The organism is Pseudomonas sp. GV085, assembly GCF_003050925.1.
In the GTDB taxonomy this organism is placed as follows: domain Bacteria; phylum Pseudomonadota; class Gammaproteobacteria; order Pseudomonadales; family Pseudomonadaceae; genus Aquipseudomonas.
Genome location: NZ_QAOV01000007.1, coordinates 284,962 through 307,329 on the forward strand (window position 1 = coordinate 284,962; position 22,368 = coordinate 307,329).

General features: G+C 54.8%; 18 protein-coding genes and 2 pseudogenes. 10 read left to right on the plus strand and 10 right to left on the minus strand.

Annotated elements, in window-relative coordinates:
- The first annotated feature begins 519 nt into the window (after window positions 1-519).
- The 8 genes and pseudogenes from C8K63_RS17260 (at window position 520) to C8K63_RS17290 (ending at window position 9,063) form a co-directional block, all read left to right on the plus strand.
- The gene (locus tag C8K63_RS17260; protein ID WP_046026918.1) at window positions 520-1,152 is read left to right on the plus strand and encodes a DUF1989 domain-containing protein; all 633 of its coding nucleotides are present in this window, start codon (window positions 520-522) and stop codon (window positions 1,150-1,152) included.
- Between the two features lie 76 nt (window positions 1,153-1,228).
- On the plus strand, window positions 1,229-2,152 hold the full coding sequence (locus C8K63_RS17265; RefSeq protein ID WP_046026919.1) for a LysR substrate-binding domain-containing protein: 924 nt from the start codon (window positions 1,229-1,231) through the stop codon (window positions 2,150-2,152).
- Window positions 2,153-2,431: 279 nt separating this feature from the next.
- A pseudogene (locus C8K63_RS31260) lies at window positions 2,432-3,523 on the plus strand (chemotaxis protein); the annotation flags it as partial.
- A 201-nt stretch (window positions 3,524-3,724) separates the two neighbouring features.
- Complete coding sequence (locus C8K63_RS31265) at window positions 3,725-4,429, plus strand: methyl-accepting chemotaxis protein (protein ID WP_371920770.1); 705 nt, start codon at window positions 3,725-3,727, stop codon at window positions 4,427-4,429.
- 401 nt (window positions 4,430-4,830) lie between these two features.
- Complete coding sequence (locus C8K63_RS17275; RefSeq protein WP_046026921.1) at window positions 4,831-6,261, plus strand: cytosine permease; 1,431 nt, start codon at window positions 4,831-4,833, stop codon at window positions 6,259-6,261.
- Window positions 6,262-7,229: 968 nt separating this feature from the next.
- Window positions 7,230-7,478, plus strand: a pseudogene (locus C8K63_RS17280) (integrase arm-type DNA-binding domain-containing protein); the annotation flags it as partial.
- A gap of 101 nt (window positions 7,479-7,579) precedes the next feature.
- A complete protein-coding gene (locus C8K63_RS17285; RefSeq protein ID WP_108217806.1) occupies window positions 7,580-7,912 on the plus strand; it encodes a carboxymuconolactone decarboxylase family protein in 333 nt (110 codons plus the stop codon).
- A gap of 44 nt (window positions 7,913-7,956) precedes the next feature.
- Complete coding sequence (locus C8K63_RS17290; RefSeq protein WP_108217807.1) at window positions 7,957-9,063, plus strand: alkene reductase; 1,107 nt, start codon at window positions 7,957-7,959, stop codon at window positions 9,061-9,063.
- Window positions 9,064-9,168: 105 nt separating this feature from the next.
- On the opposite strand, the gene C8K63_RS17295 is transcribed toward C8K63_RS17290, so the two are convergent.
- From C8K63_RS17295 to C8K63_RS17305, 3 genes are all read right to left on the minus strand, one after another.
- Entirely contained in the window at window positions 9,169-9,942 is a 774-nt protein-coding gene (locus C8K63_RS17295; protein WP_256594967.1) for a type 1 glutamine amidotransferase, read from the minus strand.
- 67 nt (window positions 9,943-10,009) lie between these two features.
- On the minus strand, window positions 10,010-10,897 hold the full coding sequence (locus C8K63_RS17300) for a dihydrodipicolinate synthase family protein (RefSeq protein ID WP_108217809.1): 888 nt from the start codon (window positions 10,895-10,897) through the stop codon (window positions 10,010-10,012).
- Between the two features lie 41 nt (window positions 10,898-10,938).
- Complete coding sequence (locus tag C8K63_RS17305) at window positions 10,939-11,721, minus strand: aldolase (protein WP_108217841.1); 783 nt, start codon at window positions 11,719-11,721, stop codon at window positions 10,939-10,941.
- A gap of 135 nt (window positions 11,722-11,856) precedes the next feature.
- On the opposite strand from C8K63_RS17305, the gene C8K63_RS17310 reads away from it, so the two are divergent.
- Window positions 11,857-12,393: a helix-turn-helix domain-containing protein gene (locus C8K63_RS17310; RefSeq protein ID WP_108217810.1), complete on the plus strand. Its 537-nt coding sequence runs from the start codon at window positions 11,857-11,859 to the stop codon at window positions 12,391-12,393.
- A 108-nt stretch (window positions 12,394-12,501) separates the two neighbouring features.
- Here C8K63_RS17310 and C8K63_RS17315 read toward each other — a convergent pair whose 3' ends face one another.
- The 7 genes from C8K63_RS17315 to C8K63_RS17355 all read right to left on the minus strand — a co-directional run bounded on the left by C8K63_RS17315 (window position 12,502) and on the right by C8K63_RS17355 (window position 20,653).
- Window positions 12,502-12,831, minus strand: coding sequence for a co-chaperone YbbN (locus tag C8K63_RS17315; protein ID WP_108217811.1), 330 nt, complete (start codon window positions 12,829-12,831; stop codon window positions 12,502-12,504).
- Between the two features lie 63 nt (window positions 12,832-12,894).
- A complete protein-coding gene (locus C8K63_RS17320; protein WP_108217812.1) occupies window positions 12,895-13,593 on the minus strand; it encodes a DsbA family oxidoreductase in 699 nt (232 codons plus the stop codon).
- A 220-nt stretch (window positions 13,594-13,813) separates the two neighbouring features.
- Window positions 13,814-14,587 (minus strand): SDR family NAD(P)-dependent oxidoreductase, encoded by a 774-nt coding sequence (locus C8K63_RS17330; RefSeq protein WP_108217813.1) that lies wholly within the window; start codon window positions 14,585-14,587, stop codon window positions 13,814-13,816.
- A gap of 98 nt (window positions 14,588-14,685) precedes the next feature.
- Window positions 14,686-15,240, minus strand: coding sequence for an OsmC family protein (locus C8K63_RS17335; protein ID WP_108217814.1), 555 nt, complete (start codon window positions 15,238-15,240; stop codon window positions 14,686-14,688).
- A gap of 356 nt (window positions 15,241-15,596) precedes the next feature.
- Window positions 15,597-16,172: a TetR/AcrR family transcriptional regulator gene (locus C8K63_RS17340; protein ID WP_108217815.1), complete on the minus strand. Its 576-nt coding sequence runs from the start codon at window positions 16,170-16,172 to the stop codon at window positions 15,597-15,599.
- A gap of 231 nt (window positions 16,173-16,403) precedes the next feature.
- Complete coding sequence (locus C8K63_RS17350; RefSeq protein ID WP_108217817.1) at window positions 16,404-19,547, minus strand: efflux RND transporter permease subunit; 3,144 nt, start codon at window positions 19,545-19,547, stop codon at window positions 16,404-16,406.
- Entirely contained in the window at window positions 19,544-20,653 is a 1,110-nt protein-coding gene (locus tag C8K63_RS17355; protein ID WP_108217818.1) for an efflux RND transporter periplasmic adaptor subunit, read from the minus strand. Before C8K63_RS17355 ends, C8K63_RS17350 begins: the two co-directional genes overlap by 4 nt.
- 219 nt (window positions 20,654-20,872) lie before the next feature.
- On the opposite strand from C8K63_RS17355, the gene C8K63_RS17360 reads away from it, so the two are divergent.
- The gene (locus C8K63_RS17360; protein ID WP_108217819.1) at window positions 20,873-22,333 is read left to right on the plus strand and encodes an efflux transporter outer membrane subunit; all 1,461 of its coding nucleotides are present in this window, start codon (window positions 20,873-20,875) and stop codon (window positions 22,331-22,333) included.
- Window positions 22,334-22,368: the final 35 nt, after the last annotated feature.

The window sequence follows — 22,368 nt, forward strand, 5'->3', positions numbered from 1 at the left end:
GCCAGTCGATGAAGCGCTAGACACCACGCTTTTGGGTGGGAGCGAGGCGCTCGATTTTCACGAGTAAACCTCGCAAGTACGGTCCCTCGATTCTGCACATGCGGTCGATGCGCTATTCCTCAGCAAACAAAAATTTCCTACACAACAGCAATCCCAATCCGCGCACTGCAGCATGTAGCGCGAGCGTTTCGTCGCGCACTCGAGTTGGAATTGCTTACGTACAGGTGATCATGGGGCACCACTAAAATCCAATAATATAATTTAGGTTAGTTATAAATTTAATTTATAGAGTGAGGCCATACGCCCCTCCTTTAACTTCACACGCTCCTACTTCTCTGATGTTTTATGGTTATCAGTGAACTTACGCGGACAGGCAAGCTATCTAGCTCGCCTACTTACACCTATAAAATCCTCTTATACAGAGGCTAAGTTTTATTATTGTATTTAGGTGTTGCGCTGTGATTTCCTAGGCTTCTCAGTGCAGGATCGTTGGCACATTGACGAATTAGGAGAATCAGAATGAACGCAATCTCGGCAGTCCAGCACGATGAACTCGTGTGCCTTCCTGCTCGTCGTGGTACAGCGATCAAGCTCGAAAAGGGGCAAATAATTAAGGTGATCAATACACACGGTAAGCAGGTCGTCGACACTTGGGCTTTCAACCCTAATGACCTTCACGAGGCGATGTCGATGGAGCATTGCCGCGCTTCGTGGCTGAAGGTCAACCCTCAAGTTGGCGACACCCTGATCACCAACAATCGTCGTCCCATTCTCACCATCGTTGAAGACACCACTCCTGGAGTGCATGACACCTTGATTGCAGCCTGCGATCACACTCGCTACCAGCAGCTCGGAGTTGTTGGCCATCACGATAGTTGCAACGAGAATCTGTTCCTCGCACTGGATGCTCTAGGTCTGGTCGCAGAGGCCCCCCCTAGCCCACTGAACCTTTTCATGAACGTTCCCTTATCTGCCAATGGCCAAATTAAGTTTGCTGAGCCTGTGAGTAAACCGGGGCAATACGTGGCACTGCGAGCTGAAATGGATTTGATCATTGTGTTATCTGCGTGCCCTCAGGACATCACCGCAGTCAACGGGATGATGCCCGCTGACGTGCATTACGCGGTCGTCTGTCGTTCACATGAGCAATAGAAATACAGGCCAGGCAAGCGCCAGAGGTTTAGGCTATTGACAGTTTGATTGACGTTCGATCGTCGGGAGTCTAGCCATGCGTAAATTACCCCCCCTCAATTCGGTACGAGCATTTGAATCCGCGGCCCGGCACCAAAGCTTCACTGCTGCGGCAGCTGAGCTTTGTGTAACCGTTACCGCTGTGAGCCATCAGGTTCGTCAGCTCGAATCGTGCATCGGGCACAAGCTGTTTGAAAGGACGGGGCGGAACGTGGAGCTTACTCCGGTAGGGAGGACGATTTACCCGTTCCTGCGTGATGGCTTTGATCAGATCGCGCATGCCTTCTCGATAATCAGCGCTCCGAAAGACGGCGATGCTATTCAGCTCTCCACCACCCGCGCATTTGCCGAGCGCTGGCTGATGCCTCGTTTGGCTCGATTCAATCAGCTCTATCCAAACATCGTCGTGCACATCCATGGCTCAGAAAAAGCAGTCGACTTGCGCTGTGAAAGTATCGACCTTGCTATTCGATACGGCCCAGTCGAAGACTGTGATCGGGGTTCGGTAATATTGGAGGACTTTTACATTGCAGTCGCGGATCAAAGTCTTTGTCCTGCGGACAGATGTCCAACCATTGATGATTTTAGAAACCGCCCACTGCTTGCCTATAAGTGGAAGAACCAGGATTTGGAAGCGCCTGCCTGGTCTGCATGGCTGGCGCGAGTTAATTATCGTCAGGGTACGGATTTCCGCATTTCCTGGTACAGCGAGGAGACTCTCGCGCTCCACGCCGCTGAGCGTGGCCTAGGCCCATTGTTATGCAGTGACGTGCTCATTGAGGACGAGATCCGATCCGGGCGTATGCGTCAGATTGAAGGTCCGCGCATGCCTGGCTTTGCATACCGATTGGTTGAGGTTTCCTCTCCTGGTCGCAAGCAAAGTCTCGCGGTATTTATCGATTGGTTGAGACAAGAGGCGGATCTGTGTCGAGGTATGCCAGCACTTTCTGTAGTCAAGTAATTAAAGGCTCTGAATAAAATAAACGACATCGAACATCCTTTTTGACGCTTTTTGGCATACCCAGATGTGCTTTCGGATAGTTATTGGGTTTTATTAATTCCCAGTGCGGACAACTATAATTTGTCATGGGCGACTAACATGTTTAACAACGCATCTTTTCGACTCAAAGTAGTTTCTATGACAGGATTTTGTCTGTTTGTAGTTGTTGCGCTTGTTGTGAGTGTGAATATTTATCAAGCCAACTCCAGCACTAGACAAGTGAGTACCGAGAGCGAGCAGATGATTGCCAAAAAAGTCAAAGACATTCTTAAAAGTAACGCAAGCGAGAAGGCGGCCAAGTTACAGAACAAGTTTTATGCGAGTCGTGCTGTTGTCAGTGCACTGGCGGATCAGCTACTAAATATCCGCGCTCAGGGACTGCGTCGCGGTTTACAGCCCGCAGCCTTGAGAGAGGACCTCAATGAAGCACTTAAGAAAGTATTTGACCGCAACACAGACGTCCTTGGCGTCTGGATGGCATTTGATCCTAACGCATTAGACCCCACCGACTCAAAGTTCAGAGACGATATGGCACACGGTTCGAACGAGGCCGGAAGGGTATCGAGTTATTGGAGTCGCCCCGATGGGAAGGGCCAGAATACAGCATTTCCTGAAAGTTATTTTAGCGATGCCTCTGTAGGTGCCGACGGAACTCCGTACAACAACTGGTACCTCTGTTCTAGGAGCAGCGGGAAAGAGTGTTTGTTACAGCCTTACTCGGACACGGTAGGCGGTCGTTTGTTGCTCCTAACCACCATCACCTATCCACTGGTCGTGGATCAGAAAGTCATCGGCACTGTTGGCATCGACATCACCCTGGACTCCATTCAAAGCGAAGCGCAAGCATCCCAACGTGATTTGTTTGATGGTGCCGGCAATGTTCTGATTGTCTCTGGCAGTGGAGTTCTTGCCGGGGTTGGAACCAACCCAACAATGGTCGGTAAAAACATCAAAGAGGCAACAGGCCTTGAAGCAACCATGATTGCAGAACTCATGAAAGCGGTGACACCCGAAGTGGCCGATACAGGCGATCAGATATCCGCTTTGCATACATTCACTCCTGTCGAAGGTACGCCGGCGTGGAGAATCATTATTAGCCTGCCCAAGAAAGTCGTCCTGGCCGACGCGCTAAAACTGCAAAAGACGCTCGACGACTCCTTAAGCGCCAGTACACGCCAATCCGTATCCGTTGCTTTGCTGGTCGCAGGTATGGGTCTACTCATGATGTGGGTGGTGGCGTCTGGCGTCTCTCGGCCGATTAGTGTTGTGGCTGCAATGCTGAAGGACATCGCGAGCGGCGACGGCGATCTTACGCAGCGTCTGAAGTACTCAAAGCGAGATGAACTTGGCGAGTTAGCCGACTGGTTCAATCGCTTTCTAGACAAACTGCAACCCACCATCTCGCAGATCAAGCGGAGCGTTGTTGATGCCCGATTTACGGTGACTAAGTCCTCTGAAATATCTCAGCTCACCAGTGGTGGTATGCAGGCACAATTTCGGGAGATTGATCAGGTCGCTACCGCTGCAAATGAAATGAGCGCGACAGCGCACGAAGTCGCTTTTAGCGCGTCAAACGCAGCTAGTGCAGTGCGGGGTGCAGGCCAATCAGTCAAGGAGGGTGTTGCGATATTTGAGCGAAGTACGCATGAAATCGATAGCCTCGTTCAAGAGGTAAGCAAGGCCGTTCGAGAGGTTGAGGAACTCGCGAAGAACAGCGAAGAAATCGGTTCGGTGTTGGAGGTCATCCGTAGCGTTGCCGAACAAACCAATTTACTTGCATTGAACGCAGCTATCGAGGCCGCAAGAGCCGGGGAAAGTGGACGTGGATTTGCAGTGGTTGCCGATGAAGTCAGAAGCTTGGCCAAGCGAACTCAAGATTCTGTGGGAGAAATCGGTAGCGTCATTGAGCGTATCCAGAACGCGACGCAAGGAGTAGTGACAACGATGCACTCAAGCCAGACCAAAGCTCTCGACAGTGCTAAGCAAATTCAACTGGCATTGTCAGCGCTAGGCAGCATCAACGATGCAGTCACCATAATTAGCGATATGAACTTGCAGATTGCTAGCGCAGCTGAAGAGCAGAGTGCAGTCGCGGAAGAGGTTAGTCGCAATGTTTCCGCAATCCGGGGCGTTACGGAAAGTCTAGCCGAGCAAGCATTGGAGTCTGCCAATGTCAGCAGCCAACTTGATGCGTTGGCAAATCATCAATTTAGTTTGGTAAACCAGTTCAAGGTTTAACATCTTGGACCATCGTCCCGCGGCGCAATAGCGTAATTCCGAAATAGAAGTAGCTGTTATTGACCGAAGCCTGGTTGTGATTCCTTAGTTAAAACTGGCCATCAATTTTTTCTGCCTGCCTTCACTGAACCTGCAGCTTTATTTCGGCATCCGATTTTCACACAGAAAATCATCAGTGATATGAGGCTCACGACTTCGACTCGTGAATGGCATTGCGACATCAGTCATGTCCAGCACGCTTCAATCTACCGTATTTAAAACAATTCAGGCCATTGTCTATTTTTATATGGTCTATTTGTTCTCAACCATTCTTGAGAACTACTCAATACCGCTACCTTCCGCTTCTCACTTAAAATAGCCCCTGAGCGATTCGTTATTGCCGACCAGCGAGGAAAATAAAAATGTCAGCAAATCGTGCCACTGAGTTTAGTACAACTGCTAAGTCGCATTATGACGCCTCGGGAATTGAGAAAGTTCCTGACAAATATCGAACTTCGAGTCAACTGGATCAATTCTGGATATGGGCTGGAGCGAACGTTGCACCCATTAACTGGATTCTGGGTGCTATTGGGATTCAGTCAGGTCTTAGTCTAGTTGAAACTTTAGTTGTGATCTTACTTGGCAATCTTTTGGGAAGTGCGCTGTTTGGAGCAATGTGCATAATGGGGCATCGTACTGGTGTGCCACAGATGGTTCTTTCTCGTCTCGCATTTGGTCGTCGAGGAGCATATCTCCCGACGGTCATGCAAGTGCTCATGCCGATGGGCTGGGTTGCGATGAATACTTGGATTGTATTGGATCTGGCGGTTGCTGCTCTTGAACGCATGGATATCAGAGGTGGAATGGAGTTGAAATTTGGTATTGCTCTAGTAGTCATGTTCATCCAAGTAGGAATCGCGGCTTGGGGGTTCAACGCCATCAAATACTTCGAGCGCTACTCGATGCCTTTCATCCTGCTAATCATGGTGGTGATGACCGCATTAGCCTTTACGCACGTAGACGTACGCTGGCAACAGTCGACAATCCAAGGAATCAGCAAACTCTCAGCGATGAGCAGCCTCATGACGGCTATCGGGATTGGATGGGGTATCTCGTGGTTGGTGTATGCATCGGACTACACTCGTTTTACGCAGACCAAGCTCACTGACCGTCAGGTCTTCCGCTCAACTTTTCTGGGCATGTTCGTGCCAACGGTATGGCTGGCATTCCTAGGGGCTGCAATTGCCTCTGCTGGTGGTGGTTCTGACCCCGCCCAACTGATCATCGCAGTGTTTGGCGTGATGGCTCTTCCTGTTCTGCTGGTTCTGCTTCACGGCCCAATCGCTACCAACATCGTTGTCATTTACTCCGCAGCGCTAGCAACGCTTTCTCTCGATATGCGTGTGCCACGTTGGATTGTCTCAATTATCTCTGGCATTGTGGCCTTGTTCATTCTCTACCTGTTCGTTCAGTCCGGAGAGCTTGTCCATGCGTTTGAAAACATGATGATTTTCTTCGTTGTGTGGATTAGCCCATGGGCAGGAATAACACTTGTCGATTTTTTCATGCTTCGCCGTGGAGATATTGATGTCAACTCTCTCTATTGTCATCACTCCACAAGTCATTATGGGGATGTCAACTGGCGGGGAATTATTTCGTTGGCATTTGGCGTCGTTGCGGCTTGGCTTTTCCAAGTTGGAACTATCGAGTCAATGCAAGGGCCGATCGCTATGGCAATGAGTGGTATAGATCTCTCATGGCTTGCCGGCTTCAGTGTCGCTGGCGGTATTTATTACGCACTACATCGCTCTAGAAATTCAAAAATCAACAACCAGGCTCTACTCACAGAGTAACTAATAACTAAAGCCGCATGCATTTAATCCACCCACTTCAAGAAGAGACAACTATTGTTTCATCACCAACAGAAAAGCACTTTCGATTCTCTATCTAAATTGTCTTGAGAGGAAAATAATGACGGACTTCGACGCACTCCCATTTCAGCACCTCTCGTATATTTCGTTGTCAACCGTGGCTTCATGTTTACAGCTCAGCCAAGTTTCACGAAATTTTTATCCCGGTGGGGAACGTGTGTCTTCGTCATTCTCGGGCCTTTCATCCAGCGTATTAATGCTAATGTATCGTTACGCATTTAATACGAAACGTTAGCACGGTCTCCTAGCGTCGATATTGAAAACCCAATCTGATATTTTTATACACTCTGGGTTGTGGCCATTGGCGAAAGACAGCTATCGGCCGATTGTGTTGAAAAAGTTGGCTTCTGTTTCCACAGCAGTAAAGTATGCGTCTGAGATTGAAATTTGTGTTTTATACAGAACGTTCAGGACTCAGATTTGACGTAGCTGCGTGAAAAAAGGCGCTTTCACCTCTTAATGCATGGATAGCCGGGCCGGGTCGACTTTTTCAACACAATCGGTCAAAAGCAGTCACTTGGATGTGTTTTCCTGATCCAGCACAGAATTGCCTGCGTACGCCACCTCTAGACTTACTGCTGCCGTGTGCTAATGGGGTATCGAAAGAATGCCAATAAAATACGGGCTAGATTAGGATAATCGTAGGGATATATACTTTATAAACAAGAATAATTTTATTATAAAACAAATACTTACTTACCTATTCGAGTCCAGGTCGTGGAGCCATACAAGGTTCCAGAGAAGGCTTCCAAAACCTCTGAAACCACCGAAAAACCCGCCTTCTCAGGCGGGTTTTTTCGTTTTGGCGTTCCGTGGAATCCCGGTGGGTACCAGCCGTTTCAAGGGTAGAGCCTGGGATAAAGGTCAGTTCGATAAAAGGGAGCACCCTTATGTCGCGCACTACTGCCCCACTCTCCGACGCCGCTTGCCGTTCGGCCAAGCCCACCGACCGCGCCTACAACCTTTTCGACGGCGACGGCCTTTACCTTCCAGTCCAACCCATGGCCGCAAAGGCTGGCGCCTGAGATACGTCAAACCTGATGGCCGGGAAGGACTGACCTCATTCGGCAACTACCCCATCGTTGTCCTCCCCCGATGCGCGCCGCAAGCGCTTGCAGGTCAAGCGAAATTGCGTTGATAGTGAACATCAGCACGAGCACTTTGTTTGCCTACCAACTGGATGGTAGTTTATTAGCAAGTTTTAAATAACTGCAATCAACACCATCCCTGTGAGAATCCCATGCAAGATTGGAAGCAAACCCGCAAAGACATCAATACTCGCCTGGTAGAACTAAACGGCCTGTCTCCGGAAACAATGAAAGGCATGGCGGCGCTCGGCGCTGCCGGTGGCAAGACCAATCACCTGGACGCGAAGACCCGGGAACTGATCTCCCTCGCCGTGGCCGTGACCACCCGCTGCGACGGTTGCATCGCCTTCCACGCCGCCGAAGCCAGGAAACTTGGCGTCACCAGTGAAGAAGTCGCCGAAGCACTGGGCGTGGCAATCAACATGAACGCCGGTGCCGCGTTGGTGTACAGCACACATGTGCTGGACGCATTCGATAAGTCGTAAATCAAACGCTGACTTTCAACCTGTCAACGACTTCGAGACTCATCATGAATAAGCTGCTCACCCCTTACGATCTGTCCGGTACTGCGCTGAAAAACCGGGTCGTCATGGCCCCCATGACCCGCACCCGGACCCTCGACAACATCCCTGACGGGTTCACCGCGCTGTATTACGCACAGCGTGCTTCTGCTGGTCTGCTGATCACCGAAGGCCTGCCGATTTCCGACGAAGCCCGCGGCTACCTGTACACCCCAGGTATTTATGCCGACGAACACTTGCCAGGCTGGCGCCAGGTCACCGACGCGGTGCACGCCAAGGGCGGGAAGATCTTCGCGCAGTTATGGCACGTTGGCCGTATGTCCCATATTTCGGTGCATGGCCTGGTTCCGGTTTCTTCGGGTACTCAGCCGGCGGTCGATACCACGGTATATGCCTGGATCGAGCCTGGCGAATCCGGTCCTGTGCAACCCAGCGTGCCCCGTGCGCTGGAAACGGATGAAGTGAAACGTGTCATCGCTGACTTTGTGAAGTCTGCGCGTATGGCGATGGAGGCCGGTTTTGACGGTGTTGAAATCATGGCCGCCAACGGGTTCCTGTTCGATCAGTTCCTCAGCAGCGCCTTGAACACCCGTACCGACCAGTACGGTGGCTCGATCGCCAATCGCCAGCGCTTTCTGCTGGAAACCATTGACGCGATTTCTGCCGAAATCGGCGGCTCGAAGATTGGCGTACGGTTCTCGCCGTTTGGCCGCCTGTATGACTTTGGTGTGTACGAAGGTGAAGCACAAACCTGGATGAGCATGGCGGCAGCGCTGAATGAACGCGAACTGGCCTACGTCCACCTGAACTACCAACCGACCATCGTCGCCGCTGAAACGCCGCCGGGGTTCGGCGCCGCGTTCCGTGAAGCCTACAAGGGCACCTTGATGGCCGCCGGTGGGTTTAACCAAGCCCTCGCTGAGTCGGAACTGGTTAAAGGTGAACTCGATTTGATCGCCTTCGGTACGGCCTACATTGCCAACCCTGACCTGGTCGCGCGTATGCAAAATGGTTGGCCACTGGCAGAGGGTGACCGCGCGACTTACTACGGTGTCAGTGATCGCATTGCCAAGGGTTACACCGACTACCCGGAATACGTTGCAGCCAAAACCTGATTATTTGCACGGCCATGACCGGCAGAGAACGACTCAATATAGCGGCCTGTCGTAGCTGGCACACAAACGCCACTGCCTCCCAAACAGCGACGTTGTCTTGAGTCGTTACTCGGCCTGGTAATCGGCAACGAGCTTGTCCAGAAATACGAATAGCTTCTGGTTCATCTCATCGTAATCGTTAGCCCGCAACACGGCGGGTTGCTGAACAAAACGCCGGTCAGTGAGCGTTATCAGTTCCGCCTCCGATGCCTGGATCAGCAGTTCCACGACGTCTTTGGTGAGTTCCATATGGCATTGAAAGCCGTACACCAGTGGGTTGTATTCAACGATTTGGCGCGGGCAGCCCTGGCTGTACGCAATCACCCTGGCGTCCAGGGTGAGCCCCGGCATGTCGTTGTGCCAATGGCCGACTTCCAGGGTTTCCCCGAAGTGCGAAAACTTCGGATTAGCCAACCCCTCTTGGGTTAGGTAAATCGGGAATTTTCCAATTTCCTTTTCGGGGCTGTGGTTGAACGTGGCACCCAGTGCTTCCCCGATCAATTGCGACCCCAGACAAACCCCAACCACAGCCCGCCGGGCCGAGATGGCTTTGCCAATGAGTTCCCGCTCGGCCAAGGCATTGAAATGCGGGCATTGCTCCAGCGTAGTCGCCGGATCTTGCGGGCCACCCAACACCACCAGAAGGTCGAACGATTCTGCGGTATCTGGCAGGACATCATGTTGGTAGACGCGGGAATAGGTGGCTTGATAACCGCGAGCGTTTACCCAGTCCTCAAATGCACCGGGTGCTTCGAAGGACTCGTGCATCACGAAATGGACTTTCAACGTTTTACCCTCGGCTTCCAGATATTCAGGTCTATGGTGATCGCGCTTGCGCAATCACCAAAATAACAACGCTCGCTGCCCTGTAGGCAGCGAGCACCTCATACGCTGCGTCGACCAGCGACTACGATGCCAACTCGTCCAGCAGCCCTTTCAGGAAGATGCAACCTTGAGTATCGAGCGGCTGAAGTGGAAGGCGGGGGCCGCCGACGTCAAGCCCCTGCATCTTCAAACCTGCCTTGATAGTGGTCGGCAGGCCACGACGAGTGATGTATTCCAGCATTTCGTACTGTCGATAAAACAGCGTACGGGCTACTTCCAGCTTTCCACACTGCACGGCATCCCAGAGCGCCAGGTTCAGCTCGGGAATGAGGTTGGGGGCGGCGGTACACCAACCCGTGGCACCGGCAACCAAGGCCTCCAGGGCCAACGGGTTGCAGCCGTTGTAGAAGGCCACCTTGCCATCTGTTGCCTTGAACAGGCGGTGCATGCGTTGAATGTCGCCAGTGCTTTCCTTGACCATGGTGACATTCTTCACTTCGCTCAGAATGCGCAGGATCAGATCGACCGACAGGTCAGTGCCGCTGGTGCCTGGGTTGTTGTAGAGCATGATCGGGATGTTGATGGCTGCACCTACAGCCTTGAAATGATCGACGATTTCAGTATCAGTCAGCTTCCAGTAAGAGACCGCAAGCACCATCACAGCCGTGGCACCACAAGATTCAGCCAGTTGGGCACGCTGTACGGTACGGGCAGTGGTCAGGTCTGAAACGCTGACTACAGTCGGAACTCGACCAGCAATCTGTTCCTGGCTGAAGCGGACAACCGACTCCCATTCGCTATCGGAAAGATAAGCCCCCTCTCCGGTACTCCCCAGAGGGGCGATGGCATGCACGCCGGAAGCGCTCAGCCTATCGATGGATTGCCCCAAAGCGACCAGATCCAGTGAGCCGTCGACTGCGAATGGAGTGATGGTGTAGCCGATAACGCCGCGAATTACAGAAGTAGACATACAGGCACCTTTGCCGTTTCTATGAATGAGTGGAAGTACGATCAGGCCAGGCAGTCGCCATGGGCACGCAGTGCGCGCCGTGCGTAGTAGTTGAATGCAGCACCGTGACGTTTCGGGGTGGAGATCCAGTCGTGAGCTTCTTTGCCTAACGCTTCAGGAATGGGGCGAATCTCCCCTGCGCTCATGGCCAACAATTGCATCCTGGCCGCACGTTCGAACAACAGCGCCAGCACGCAGGCCTCTTCAATCGAACCACCCGCAATCAGCAAGCCATGGTGGGAGAGCAAGATGGCGCGCTTGTCACCGATAGCCTTGGAAATAATCTCGCCTTCTTCATTGCCCACCGGGACACCTGGCCAATCCTTGAGAAAGGCGCAGTCGTCGAAAAGCGGGCAGATGTCCATATGGGAAACCGCGAGCGGAACTTCCAGCATCGACAGCGTGGCGCTGTGCAGTGGGTGCGTATGGATGATGCAATTCACGTCCGGGCGGGCCCGGTAGAGCCAGCTGTGAAAGCGATTGGCAGGGTTCGCCATGCCTTGACCCTTAAGCACCTTGAGGTCTTCATCGACCACCAGCAGGTTCGACCCGCAAATCTCGTCAAAGCCCAGGCCCAGGCGCTGGGTATAATAGGTGCCCGGCGTTTCGGCACGGGCGGTGATCTGCCCGGCCAGCCCTGAATCATGGCCGCCGTCAAAAAGAATTCGGCAGGTGAGTGCAAGCTTCTGTCTCGGGGTATATTCGTTATCGATCAGCGCAGTCACCATTTGCTTCTCAGCGAGGGTGACGAGTTGATCCTTCGGGGTCTGCATGGTCGTGGTCACGGTCAGCACCTGGTCGAAAACAGTTCAAGTTGCCAAGGAGTCGCTGCAACGACCCTCAAGGACACAGAGTGATCCTAATGACACCTTGTGTCATAATCAAGCCAAGTGTCATTATTTTTCAAGGAACAGCGTTGGATGGCGGTACAGCTGAGAATTTTGCGTAAGAAGATGGGGATAACCCTGGAGCAGCTGGCCGGGCAAACCGGATTGACCAAGAGCTACCTGTCGAAGGTGGAGCGAGGTGTGAGTTCGCCCTCCATTGCGGTGGCGCTCAAACTGGCCAAGGCATTGAATGCCCAAGCCGAAGAGTTGTTCAGCACCGAAGCTGTGCCCGCCGAAGGCTACAGCCTGGTGCGACGCCAGCAGCGCGAGGCCAATGAAGGCGGTGTACCAGCGGCTCACGTACCGCTGGCGCGCCATATTGGCCATCGGGCATTGTTGCCATTTCTGGTCTATCCGCCACGCTCGTTTGGCCAGTCCGCCTTCAAGGAGCACCTGGGAGAGGAGTTCATCTACGTGGTTCGTGGCCGTGTCGAGGTCGATTTCGGTAACGAACGGCAGACCCTGGATGAAGGCGACGCCCTGCATTTCAATGCGCAGAAATCTCACCGTTTGCGCACGGTTTCTGACGAGCAAGCAGAGTTGCTCGTAGTCGTACATAGCTCGGATTAGGCGCCAGGGTTCGATCAGATCCGGGCGCCACGCGTCCTCAAGGCATTCAAATAAGTGGTTTCATCGTAGAGCGTCCTGATCTGCCAGCAGCGCAGATAAGAGGTCCGGTTAAATCGCCTCTTCCAACTCCGCAAGAATGGCTTTTTTCATGGCTCCAACTGAACGGGATCCAGGCATGACCCGCAGCAGCCGCCCCTCATGGAACACCGCCAGGGATGGCACCGCCCGGATACCGTACATTTGCGCGATCGTCGGCGACACCGCCACATCAATCTTTGCAAAAGCCGCCAGGGAGTGAAGCTTTTCTTCCAAAGCATGAAAGACCGGCTTCATCTCCTGACAAGGCTTGCACCAGGACGCTGAAAACAGCACGACGCTGCTGCCTTTGGCCACAAAGCGGGCGAACTGCCGAGCACTCAACTCAACGATACGGCTCATTTGGATCTCGCTCTCAATATGGATGAAAGGCGGCACAACCCGGTGCCGCACCGCTTCTGTCGATCAAATTTTGCAGCCATCCATACCGCAGACTTGACTGCTGAATGCGTCATCTTCGACTTTCGACTTCTCCTGCATCTTGTTCAGCGCTTCAAGAAAAGCAGCCTCAGGCTGAGCACCGGACAATGAGAAGGCATTGTCGAATACAAACAAAGGCACGCCCGAACCCAGTTGCGCGGCGATATGTTCGTCCTCCTCCATCTCTACGTGCAATTCAGCGGATGACCACGCCCGTTGGATTGACGCGTCCGAAACACCTACAGCCCTGGCTATGGCCTCCAGGCTGCCACGATCAAACAGCGACTGACCATGGGAGGTGCTTTGCTCATACAGCGCCTCGACCAAGCGTTTTTTAACGGCGTCGTCCGCAACTGCCTTGACCAGTACATGGGCATCTGCGGTATCGCCAAACAGCATGCTGTCAAAGTGGTAATCAAGCCCATCGGCCCGGCCATATTTACTGACGGTGTTCATCATCGCGACAGCGGAATCCGGATTGCCGAGCTTGCGTTCAAGGGCAGCGATCATAGGCTCTGGCGCGTGATTCGCCGCCAGACGATAGGCCCTGACGTTGATTTGTACATTGTCTTTTTCAGCAAATTTATCGAGCGCCCGCTCGAATCGACGCTTGGCTATCCAGCACCAAGGGCAAACAAAATCAGACCAGATATCCACTGCATATTTTTTCGAAGAAGTTTGCATGACTCGTCCTGTACCCAAAGAAATCAAGACCGCGTTACCAGCGTTCAGCCTGCTTTCACCTGTACTGAGTGAAGGTGTGAAGGCTCCCGCGATGGGTAATGTTGTTCAGTTAAGGACGTTGTAGGAGCGAGCTTGCTCGCGATGGACTCAAGAGCGCCGCGTTTAGCCAGTCAATACGCGTTATCGTTAACGACCATCGCGAGCAAGCTCGCTCCTACCATCAGGCCCGGACAGCCATAATTCCAGCATCCACGTCCCAGATTGCGCCGGTCACCCAGGACGCCTTGTCCGACAGCAGGAACAGGATGGTGTTGGCGACATCTTCGGGAACGCCGACTCGTCCCAACGGGTGGAAATCGTTCAGCGACTTCATCGCTTCCGGGATCGCCTCTTTGTCCATGAACCCTTCATAGATCGAGGTGTGAACGATCCCTGGCGAGACAGCGTTGACCCGAATTCCCGAGTGAGCCAACTCAATTGCCAGGTTGCGTGTCAGCGCATGCAAACCTGCCTTTGCCATGGAGTAGGCAGAGGCTGGCGAACCTGCCAATGCGGCCTGTGCACCGATGGAGCCGACGTTGACAATTGCCCCTTCAAGCTTGGCGGCCAGCATGTTCTTGACCACGGTCTGAGTGATGAAGAAGGTTGCACGATTGAGAGACAGGTACATGTCGTACTCGGCCTCATCGTGCTCGGTGAACGGCTTGGGAATAAAGATCCCGGCGGAGTTCACCATCAGGCTGATATCGCGATGGTTGGCATTGATTTCCTTGCGAACGAAATTCATGCCCTCTTCAGTCATCAGGTTGGCGACAATCACCGACACAGGGCCCAGCGGGCTCAGCTCGTTACGCACCGCATCGGCCTTGTCTTGCTTGCTGCCGGTGAGCACTACGCTGCCGCCTGCCTTGAGCACCATGCGGGCCGTTTCCAGGCCCATGCCACTGGTGCCACCGACAACCAGCAGTTTTTTACCTTTGAAAAAATCGTTCATTGCAGACTCCGGTTATCCAGAACCAATCAGGGTCGGCACCAAGGCGGTTGCCTGCCTGCTGGTGCACGCAAGATTTGAATCTCTTTGAAACGAGCGAATCAGCCCTCACGCACTTCGAGGGTTGGCACCATGCGGATGGCTTTCGAGAAGTTGGCGTAGTTGACCGAGGTTTTGAGCACCACGTTGTGCAGCTCTTCAACGCGCTCACGGGAGGCGTCGGTGTGCAGTCGAATCACCACACTCACTTCGTCGTAACCTGGGTTGACGCTCTCGTCGAGGCCAAGAAAGCCTCGCAGGTCGAGGGTGCCGTCCGTTTCGATTTCCAGGCTGTGAATCTTGATACCCATCATCGCGGCGTTGGCGGCATAACCGACCGACATGCAGGCGTTGAGAGCGGCCATCAGCAGCTCTTGAGGATTAGGCGCAGTGTTTTGGCCCAGCAATTCATCAGGCTCATCGGCGACGATTTCGAAATCCCGCGAATAGGTTTCACCGGCCAGGCTGTAGCGATTGACTTTGGCCACAGAGCGAGTCTGGCCTTGCCACTGAGTTTTGACGTTGAAGCTCGCGTGGCGCTTGGTCGCATCCTCAGCAACGCCTTGGGCAAACTGCTGGAGTGCGGCGACATCGATACCATTCAGGTTGTTGCTCATGTGTTCGTTCCTCTTCGGATGGACCGGGCGTTCGGCCCGAAAGAGAAACAAGCCTACCAACTAGTAGGTTGTCTATCAACAGATTATTCTTCTTATAACCCATCGTCCAAAAAACAGCTTCGACAGCGTTTTCTGAACAGGGATATCTGCGGGTCACACACCGCAAGTTTAGACATGGGCAGGTATCCGCAACCCAAATGCGAGACCAGGCGTCCGCTCGTCAGATTGAGTGCGCGCAAAAAGAATTCAGAGAGTGTGAGCCAAGTGGTTGAAACCACTTACGGGGCGGGAAAGCGGACCGAGCCAGCAGGGGCAGAATCGGTCGTTTCATGACGCAGAAAAAGGCCGGTCGAACCTCAGTGATGCGTTTCGGTAACCCGAAGTCCATCTAAAATGAAATCAAATCCGGAAGACTGTTCGTAATTGTCGTTCAGCGCCCAGGATACAAAGCTGCCGCCTTCCAACGTATTCAAGATGAACCTGGCAACCTTCACGCCGTCCAGCTCGGCTTTGAGTTCCCCTGCCGCTTGGCCCAGTGCGATATTGGCCTGAAGCCAATTGAGATGGATTTCGAAAAAGTCCCGCGTCAATTCCTTCAGGCTTTCAGGCAAAGCCAGCAATTCCGCCGCCAGAGCGCCGCAGAGTGGAAGCATCGCGTTTTTACTGCTTTGTGCGAACATCAAGGCGAAGGCATTGAGCCGATCGATAATGCCGGTATTTTCATCATTGATGCATTCCAGCTGAATCTTGAACCGGAACAGATAACTCTCAACGATGGCAATCGCCAGACTTTCCTTGGTGGGAAAGTGGTGGTGAATACTCGCCTTCTTGATACCGATGTCTTCCGCCAGATCGGCATAACTGAAGGCTGCGTAGCCCTTGGTACGCAACAGAATCTCAGCGCTGGTCAGGAGGTCGGAACGTGTACTCATGATGCCGTTTCCAGATTTATCAATGCGGCATCATAAATTAGTACTTATTCATAAGACAGCGCTCAGGTTGCGCACCTATGCCCCCCCCCCGAAAAACCCGCCTTCTGGCGTAATGCTGTTCCGTGTAGGAGCGAGCCTGCTCGCGATGGTCGTTAACGATAGCGCGAATTTACTGGCTAAACGCGGCGCTCTTGAGTCCATCGCGAGCAATCGAGCGTCGACCGGCTGCTCCTACAGTGTCTGGTGAGCGGCGAGAGGACGGGGTGGCGCCCTGTCCACCAGGCTTGCCTGCTTATTCGCTGCTTCAGTTTGACCCGTATGGTCAGGACGGATCTTGAACCAGATGGCGTACATCGCTGGCAGGAACACCAGCGTCATGATGGTTCCGACGAAGGTGCCTCCGATCAGCGTGTAGGCCAGCGTCCCCCAGAAGACGGAGTGTGTCAGCGGAATGAATGCCAGGATGGCCGCAAGCGCTGTCAGCAGTACCGGGCGGGCACGTTGTACCGTGGCTTCGACCACTGCGTGAAACGGGTCCAGCCCTTCTTGCGCGTTGTGATGGATTTGCCCAATCAGAATCAGCGTATTGCGCATCAAAATGCCCGAAAGGGCGATCAGGCCGACCAGAGCGTTGATACCAAACGGCTGCTGGAAGATGAGCAGTGTCGGCACCACGCCAATCAACCCCAGTGGCGAGGTGAGGAACACCATGATCATCGCCGAGATCGAACGGACCTGCACAATGATGACCAGCAGCGTCATGGCAATCATGATCGGGAATAATGGCAACATCGCTTTACCGGCCTTGCCCGACTCCTCGATTGCACCCGCCTGCTCGATCCGGTATCCACCAGGCAGCTTGTCGATGACCGGCTGCAGCTCCTTCATGATCACGCTCGATACATCTGGCGGCTGCAAGCCTTCGGCAATGTCGCCACGCACGGTGATGGTCGGCGTGCGGTCACGACGCCGCAGGACCGGATCCTCCATACGCACATCGACCGCGCCCACCTGAGACAACGGAATCCGCTGACCCGCCGCACCTACCAGCGTAAAGCCTTCTATCCTGGCGGGATCGAGCCGGATATCACCCGCTGCGCGACCAACCACCTGCACCGAACGAATGTCCTCACGAACCGCGGTGATCGGTACTCCGGCCAGCAGGAACTGCAATTGCTGCGCGACTGAATTCGACGTCAACCCCACCGCCTCCAGGCGATCCTGATCCAGAGCAAAATGCAGCGTCGGCGTCAGCGGTCCCCAATCGGTGTTGACGGTTCTCATCATCGGGCTCGACTGCAACACGTCCTGTACCTGGCCCGCAATCTCGCGCAACTTTGACGGATCAGGTCCCATCACCCGGTAGGCAACAGGGAATGGCGAGTACGGACCAAACACAAGCTGGGTCACCCTGACCCGCGCTTGCGGGGCAAGTCCCTCAGCCGTCGCTTCGCGGATACGGAACTTGAGGGCCTCGCGCGCCTCCTGGCTGTCCGTCAGCACCACAATCTTCGCGAACGACGGATCAGGGAGTTCCGGCGCCATTGCCAGATAGAAGCGCGGCGCGCCTTGCCCGATATAGGCCGTGACGATCTTTGCCTCATCCTGCTTTTGCAGCCAGGCCTCTATCCTGGCGGTGGTCGCGCTGGTCTGCTCAATGGAGGCCCCATAAGGCATTTGCACTTCAATCAATACCTCGGGACGGTCCGAGGTCGGGAAGAACTGCTTCTTGACCAGGCTCATGCCGAGGATCGCCACGACAAACGCAGCGATGACAGTGCCGGCCACCAGCCATTTGCGAGCGATGACTCGCGTCAAAACCTGGCGGAAGCGGTTGTAATTAGGGGTGTTGTAGATGGCCGCATGACCACCCTCGACTTTCTTGATGTCCGGCAACAGCTTCACCCCCAGGTACGGGGTAAAAGCGACCGCAACCACCCAGGAGGCAATCAGGGCAATGCCCACGATCCAGAACATGTTGCTGGTGTACTCGCCGGCCGTCGATTGCGCGAAGCCGTTGGGCATGAAGCCGATAGCCGTCACCAGCGTACCGGAAAGCATCGGCGCGGCCGTATGACTCCAGGCGTACGCGGAGGCTTTGATGCGGTCGTAGCCCTCTTCCATTTTCACCACCATCATTTCGATAGCGATGATGGCGTCGTCCACCAGCAGTCCGAGCGCCAGAATCAACGAGCCGAGGGTAATACGGTCAAAGTTCTTTCCAGTGGCCGCCATCACCACAAACACCACGGCCAACGTCAACGGCACAGCCGCAGCGACCACAACGCCTACCCGCCAGCCCATACTGAGAAAGCAGACAAGCATCACCACAAGCAGCGCGACGAAGAATTTGACCATGAACTCGCCGACGGCCGAACCGATATTCACAGATTGATCGGTGACCTTGGAGAGCGTCATGCCCAATGGCATGCCTTCATTTATCCTGACCGTCTCCGCGTCCAGCGCCTTGCCGAGGTCAAGGCCGTTCCAGCCCTCACGCATCACGACCCCCAGCAACAAGGCTTCTTCACCGTTATTGCGCACGAGAAAGGTTGCCGGATCTTCATACCCACGTTCGATCGTCGCCACGTCGGCGAGCTTGAGCGTGCGCCCCTGAACCGCAATGGGCGTGTCACGAATCTTCTGCACCTTATCGAAGGCGCCATCCAGCCGGAGAAAGACCTGTGGCCCATTGGTTTCGATCGAACCTGCGGGCGTGAGCACGTTTTGATTATTCAGCGCGGCAAAGATGTCCTGAGGAGATACACCCAAGGTGGCCAACCGATCATGGGAAAAGGAAACAAAGATACGTTCGGGCTGCTCCCCAATAATGTTGACCTTCTTCACGCCCGGCACATGCAACAGTTGTTGGCGCAACGACTCCGCATCACGCACCAACAGTCGCTGCGGCTCGCCTTTGGCTTTCAGGGCGAAAAGCGCAAATGTCACGTCCGAAAACTCGTCGTTGACCATTGGCCCGATGACACCCGCCGGCAGCTTCCTGGCCTCGTCGTCGAGTTTTTTCCGCGCCTGATAGAACTCCTCCTGCACTTGCGAGGGCGGCGTACTATCGAGCAGTGACACCATCGTGAAAGCAAGGCCAGGACGGGTGTAGGTTTCCGTGCGGTCGTACCATTTCAGTTCTTGCAGGCGTTTTTCAAGTGGCTCTGCTACCTGATCCTGCATCTCCTGCGCCGTGGCGCCCGGCCACGCGGTAATGACCGTCAACTGCTTGACCGTAAACGGAGGATCTTCCGCACGCCCCAGCTGAAAGAACGCCAGGATGCCCGCAACGGCAATCAGGAAGATCAGAAACACCGTGACAGAGCGCTCACGAACGGCGATCGCGGAAAGATTGAAGCGCCCCTCGCTCATGGACGACCCCCGGCAAACTTGACGTCATCCTGTTGAGACAATCTCACCTCTTCACCTTCGCGCAGCAGATGTGCGCCTAACGCTACGATCTGTTCGCCGACCTTGAGGTCGCCCGCGACTCGCACTGTGTCGTCGCTCAAGCCCAGGACTTGGACAGGTCGCCAGGCCACCTTCGCCGGCGTACCGGCGATGACCCACACGCCAGCGCCTTGGCCTGGGTCATAAACGGCAGCGATCGGTACTTGCAGCCCCTGCCCTTGCGGGGTGCCTTCAGCGATCCGAAGCGTGACGGTCGAACCTATCGGTGCATTGGCCAGCGCGCCCTCAAGCACATACCGCGCCTCGAAGGTACGTGTCATTCGGTCGGCCGAGTCAGAAAGCAGCCTCAGCTTCGCTGTAACAGCATCCGCGGCATTGCCATAAAGCGTCGCCTGCGCGGTGGATCCTGCTGCGGGGCGCAACGTCTCGGGCAAGTGCACGATCGCTTCGCGCTGCCCTGCCCGCGCCAACCGAACCACGGGCTGTCCCGGGCTGACGACTTGTCCGGGCTCGGCGAGCGTCTCCACCACCACGCCGTCGGAATCCGCCAACAGCTCCGCATAACCAGAAGCATTGCGGGCTACATCAGCCTGCGCTTCAGCGGCGCCAAGCTGCGCCTTTGCGGTATCCGCTGCGGCTTTGATCTGGTCATAGGCCGATGCGGAAATAGCGCCTGCGGCGACCAGACTGCGGTATCGCGCCTCGTCATCTGCTGTCTGTTTGGCTCGGGCCCGAGCGGCTATGACTGACTCTTGCTGTGCTCGCGCCTGCAACCCCAGGTCGATTGGGTCAAGGCGCATGAGTGGCTGACCACGTTTAACGGTCTGACCGGTGTCAACAAGACGCTCAAGCACCTTGCCTGATACCCGAAAGCCAAGGTCGCCCTGGACGCGGGCCACCACAACACCCGTGAAAGAGCGCGAGACGTCGGACGAAGCCTGAACAGCAGCGGACCTCACCAAAGGGGCATGCGTGCGTGGATCCTCAACGGTGGATGAGTCGCCACATGCCGTCAGGACGAGAGGCAACAAGCAAGCGGCAATGGGGAAAGGTCGAAGCCGGCGCATAGGTTCCCTTCACTTGAAAATAGGACGAGCGTCATATTCTCAATCGAGTGACCATAAGTGTCAATAGTCACCAGCCATGAAACATCCAGCTTCTCAAGCCCAACACAGAAATCGCAATTTTCATTGAGCAAAGCCAAGAATTTGCTCAAATCACTTCAATTGACAGAGTGTGACTATTGCGTAATATGGTCACAAACATCCTCTGTTGAAGGACTCTCAATGCCTCCCCTCCGCCCCATTGCTCTTTTGGTCTGCACCGGCTTATTGGCAGGTTGCGCGGTCGGTCCGGACTACCATCGTCCAGACGCTCCGCTTTCGGATCGTTACTTGGGTCAGCCTTCTGTCGAACAGCGGCGTGGAGCAACGCCGACCAGCCTTGTCGCCTGGTGGGAAGGCTTTGGTGATCCAGTGCTATCCGACTTCATCTCCAAGGCGCTCGAGCAGAATCTGGACCTGGCGCAAGCTTCGGCCCGAGTCACGCAGGCGCGGGCCGGACTAGGTGCTGCAAATGCCGCTTTACTCCCCTCAGGGAACATCAGCGCACAGGCCGCGCGCTCCTACCAGTCAATCGAGACGCCGCTCGGCCAGGTATTGAACTCAACGCCTGGCAATGATCGGTACGCAAGTTCCTACGAGGCCAACCTCGATGCCAGCTGGGAGGCAGATGTCTTTGGCGGATTGCGCCGTGGACGCGAGGCTGCTCTGGCCGAGTACCAGGCTTCCCGGGCGGGCGTCGCTGCCACACGACTGGCCATCGCCGCGCAGACCGCTGATATCTACATCACTATCCGCGGACTGCAGTCCCGGCTGGACATTGCGAATCGGCAAGTCAAAACGCAGCAGGATTTGTTAGAGAAAGTCCAATTGCTCTACAGCAAGGGGCTCGCCGCCAATTATCAGGTTCGCCAGACCGAGGGGGAGCTATCGCAGGTCCAAGCGACAGTGCCGGTCCTGCAGACCGGTCTGGATGCTGCCATGAATGCGCTGGATGTCATGCTCGGCACGCCGCCAGGCACTCACCGCACGCAACTGGCAAGTGCGGGGAGCATTCCTGTAGCGCCGCAGATAAAGGCGATGGGAACGCCGGCCGATTTGCTGCGCCGCAGGCCGGATCTCATTGTGGCTGAGCGCCGTCTTGCAGCCTCAAACGCACGCATCGGCGAGGCGATTGCCGAGTACTACCCGAAATTCTCCCTTAGCGCATTGCTGGGCAGTGCCACGGCCGTATCCGCAGGCAACCTTTTTACCGGCGGCGCCAGCCAGTCGGCGGGCGTATTGGGACTGCGCTGGAGACTCTTCGACTTCGGTCGCATAAACGCCCAAATCGACCAGGCCAAGGGACAGGAAGCCGAAACCCTGGCCGCTTACCGTCAGTCAGTGCTGCGCGCCACCGAGGATGTCGAGAACGCGTTGTCCTCACTGGTGAATCGGGAAGCTCAAGCAACCATCCTCACCGCTGGAGAGGCGTCTCTGACACAAGCTCGCCAATCGTCGTTCATTGCCTATGAGAAAGGCACGGCCAGCCTGATCGATGTCCTGCACGCTGACGAGACGCTGCTGCAGGCTTCTGATGCCCGAGCCCAAGCACGAACGGAATCGGCACGAGCGGCGGTTGCGGCATTCAAGTCGCTAGGTGGTGGCTGGCAACCGCCTGAAGCCCAGCCTGTTGCGACACGATGACCTGATCAGGTGACGTAGCAGATGTGCTCCTAAAG

Bases quoted from the DNA above. Each gene is read 5' to 3' on its own strand.
- C8K63_RS17275 (WP_046026921.1), top strand. From the start codon at position 4,831: ATGTCAGCAAATCGTGCCACTGAGTTTAGTACAACTGCTAAGTCGCAT.
- C8K63_RS17310 (WP_108217810.1), top strand. From the start codon at position 11,857: ATGGCGGTACAGCTGAGAATTTTGCGTAAGAAGATGGGGATAACCCTG.
- C8K63_RS17320 (WP_108217812.1), bottom strand. From the start codon at position 13,593: ATGCAAACTTCTTCGAAAAAATATGCAGTGGATATCTGGTCTGATTTT.
- C8K63_RS17330 (WP_108217813.1), bottom strand. From the start codon at position 14,587: ATGAACGATTTTTTCAAAGGTAAAAAACTGCTGGTTGTCGGTGGCACC.
- C8K63_RS31265 (WP_371920770.1), top strand. From the start codon at position 3,725: ATGAGCGCGACAGCGCACGAAGTCGCTTTTAGCGCGTCAAACGCAGCT.
- C8K63_RS17350 (WP_108217817.1), bottom strand. From the start codon at position 19,547: ATGAGCGAGGGGCGCTTCAATCTTTCCGCGATCGCCGTTCGTGAGCGC.
- C8K63_RS17290 (WP_108217807.1), top strand. From the start codon at position 7,957: ATGAATAAGCTGCTCACCCCTTACGATCTGTCCGGTACTGCGCTGAAA.
- C8K63_RS17335 (WP_108217814.1), bottom strand. From the start codon at position 15,240: ATGAGCAACAACCTGAATGGTATCGATGTCGCCGCACTCCAGCAGTTT.
- C8K63_RS17265 (WP_046026919.1), top strand. From the start codon at position 1,229: ATGCGTAAATTACCCCCCCTCAATTCGGTACGAGCATTTGAATCCGCG.
- C8K63_RS17355 (WP_108217818.1), bottom strand. From the start codon at position 20,653: ATGCGCCGGCTTCGACCTTTCCCCATTGCCGCTTGCTTGTTGCCTCTC.
- C8K63_RS17260 (WP_046026918.1), top strand. From the start codon at position 520: ATGAACGCAATCTCGGCAGTCCAGCACGATGAACTCGTGTGCCTTCCT.
- C8K63_RS17300 (WP_108217809.1), bottom strand. From the start codon at position 10,897: ATGTCTACTTCTGTAATTCGCGGCGTTATCGGCTACACCATCACTCCA.
- C8K63_RS17315 (WP_108217811.1), bottom strand. From the start codon at position 12,831: ATGAGCCGTATCGTTGAGTTGAGTGCTCGGCAGTTCGCCCGCTTTGTG.
- C8K63_RS17360 (WP_108217819.1), top strand. From the start codon at position 20,873: ATGCCTCCCCTCCGCCCCATTGCTCTTTTGGTCTGCACCGGCTTATTG.
- C8K63_RS17285 (WP_108217806.1), top strand. From the start codon at position 7,580: ATGCAAGATTGGAAGCAAACCCGCAAAGACATCAATACTCGCCTGGTA.
- C8K63_RS17340 (WP_108217815.1), bottom strand. From the start codon at position 16,172: ATGAGTACACGTTCCGACCTCCTGACCAGCGCTGAGATTCTGTTGCGT.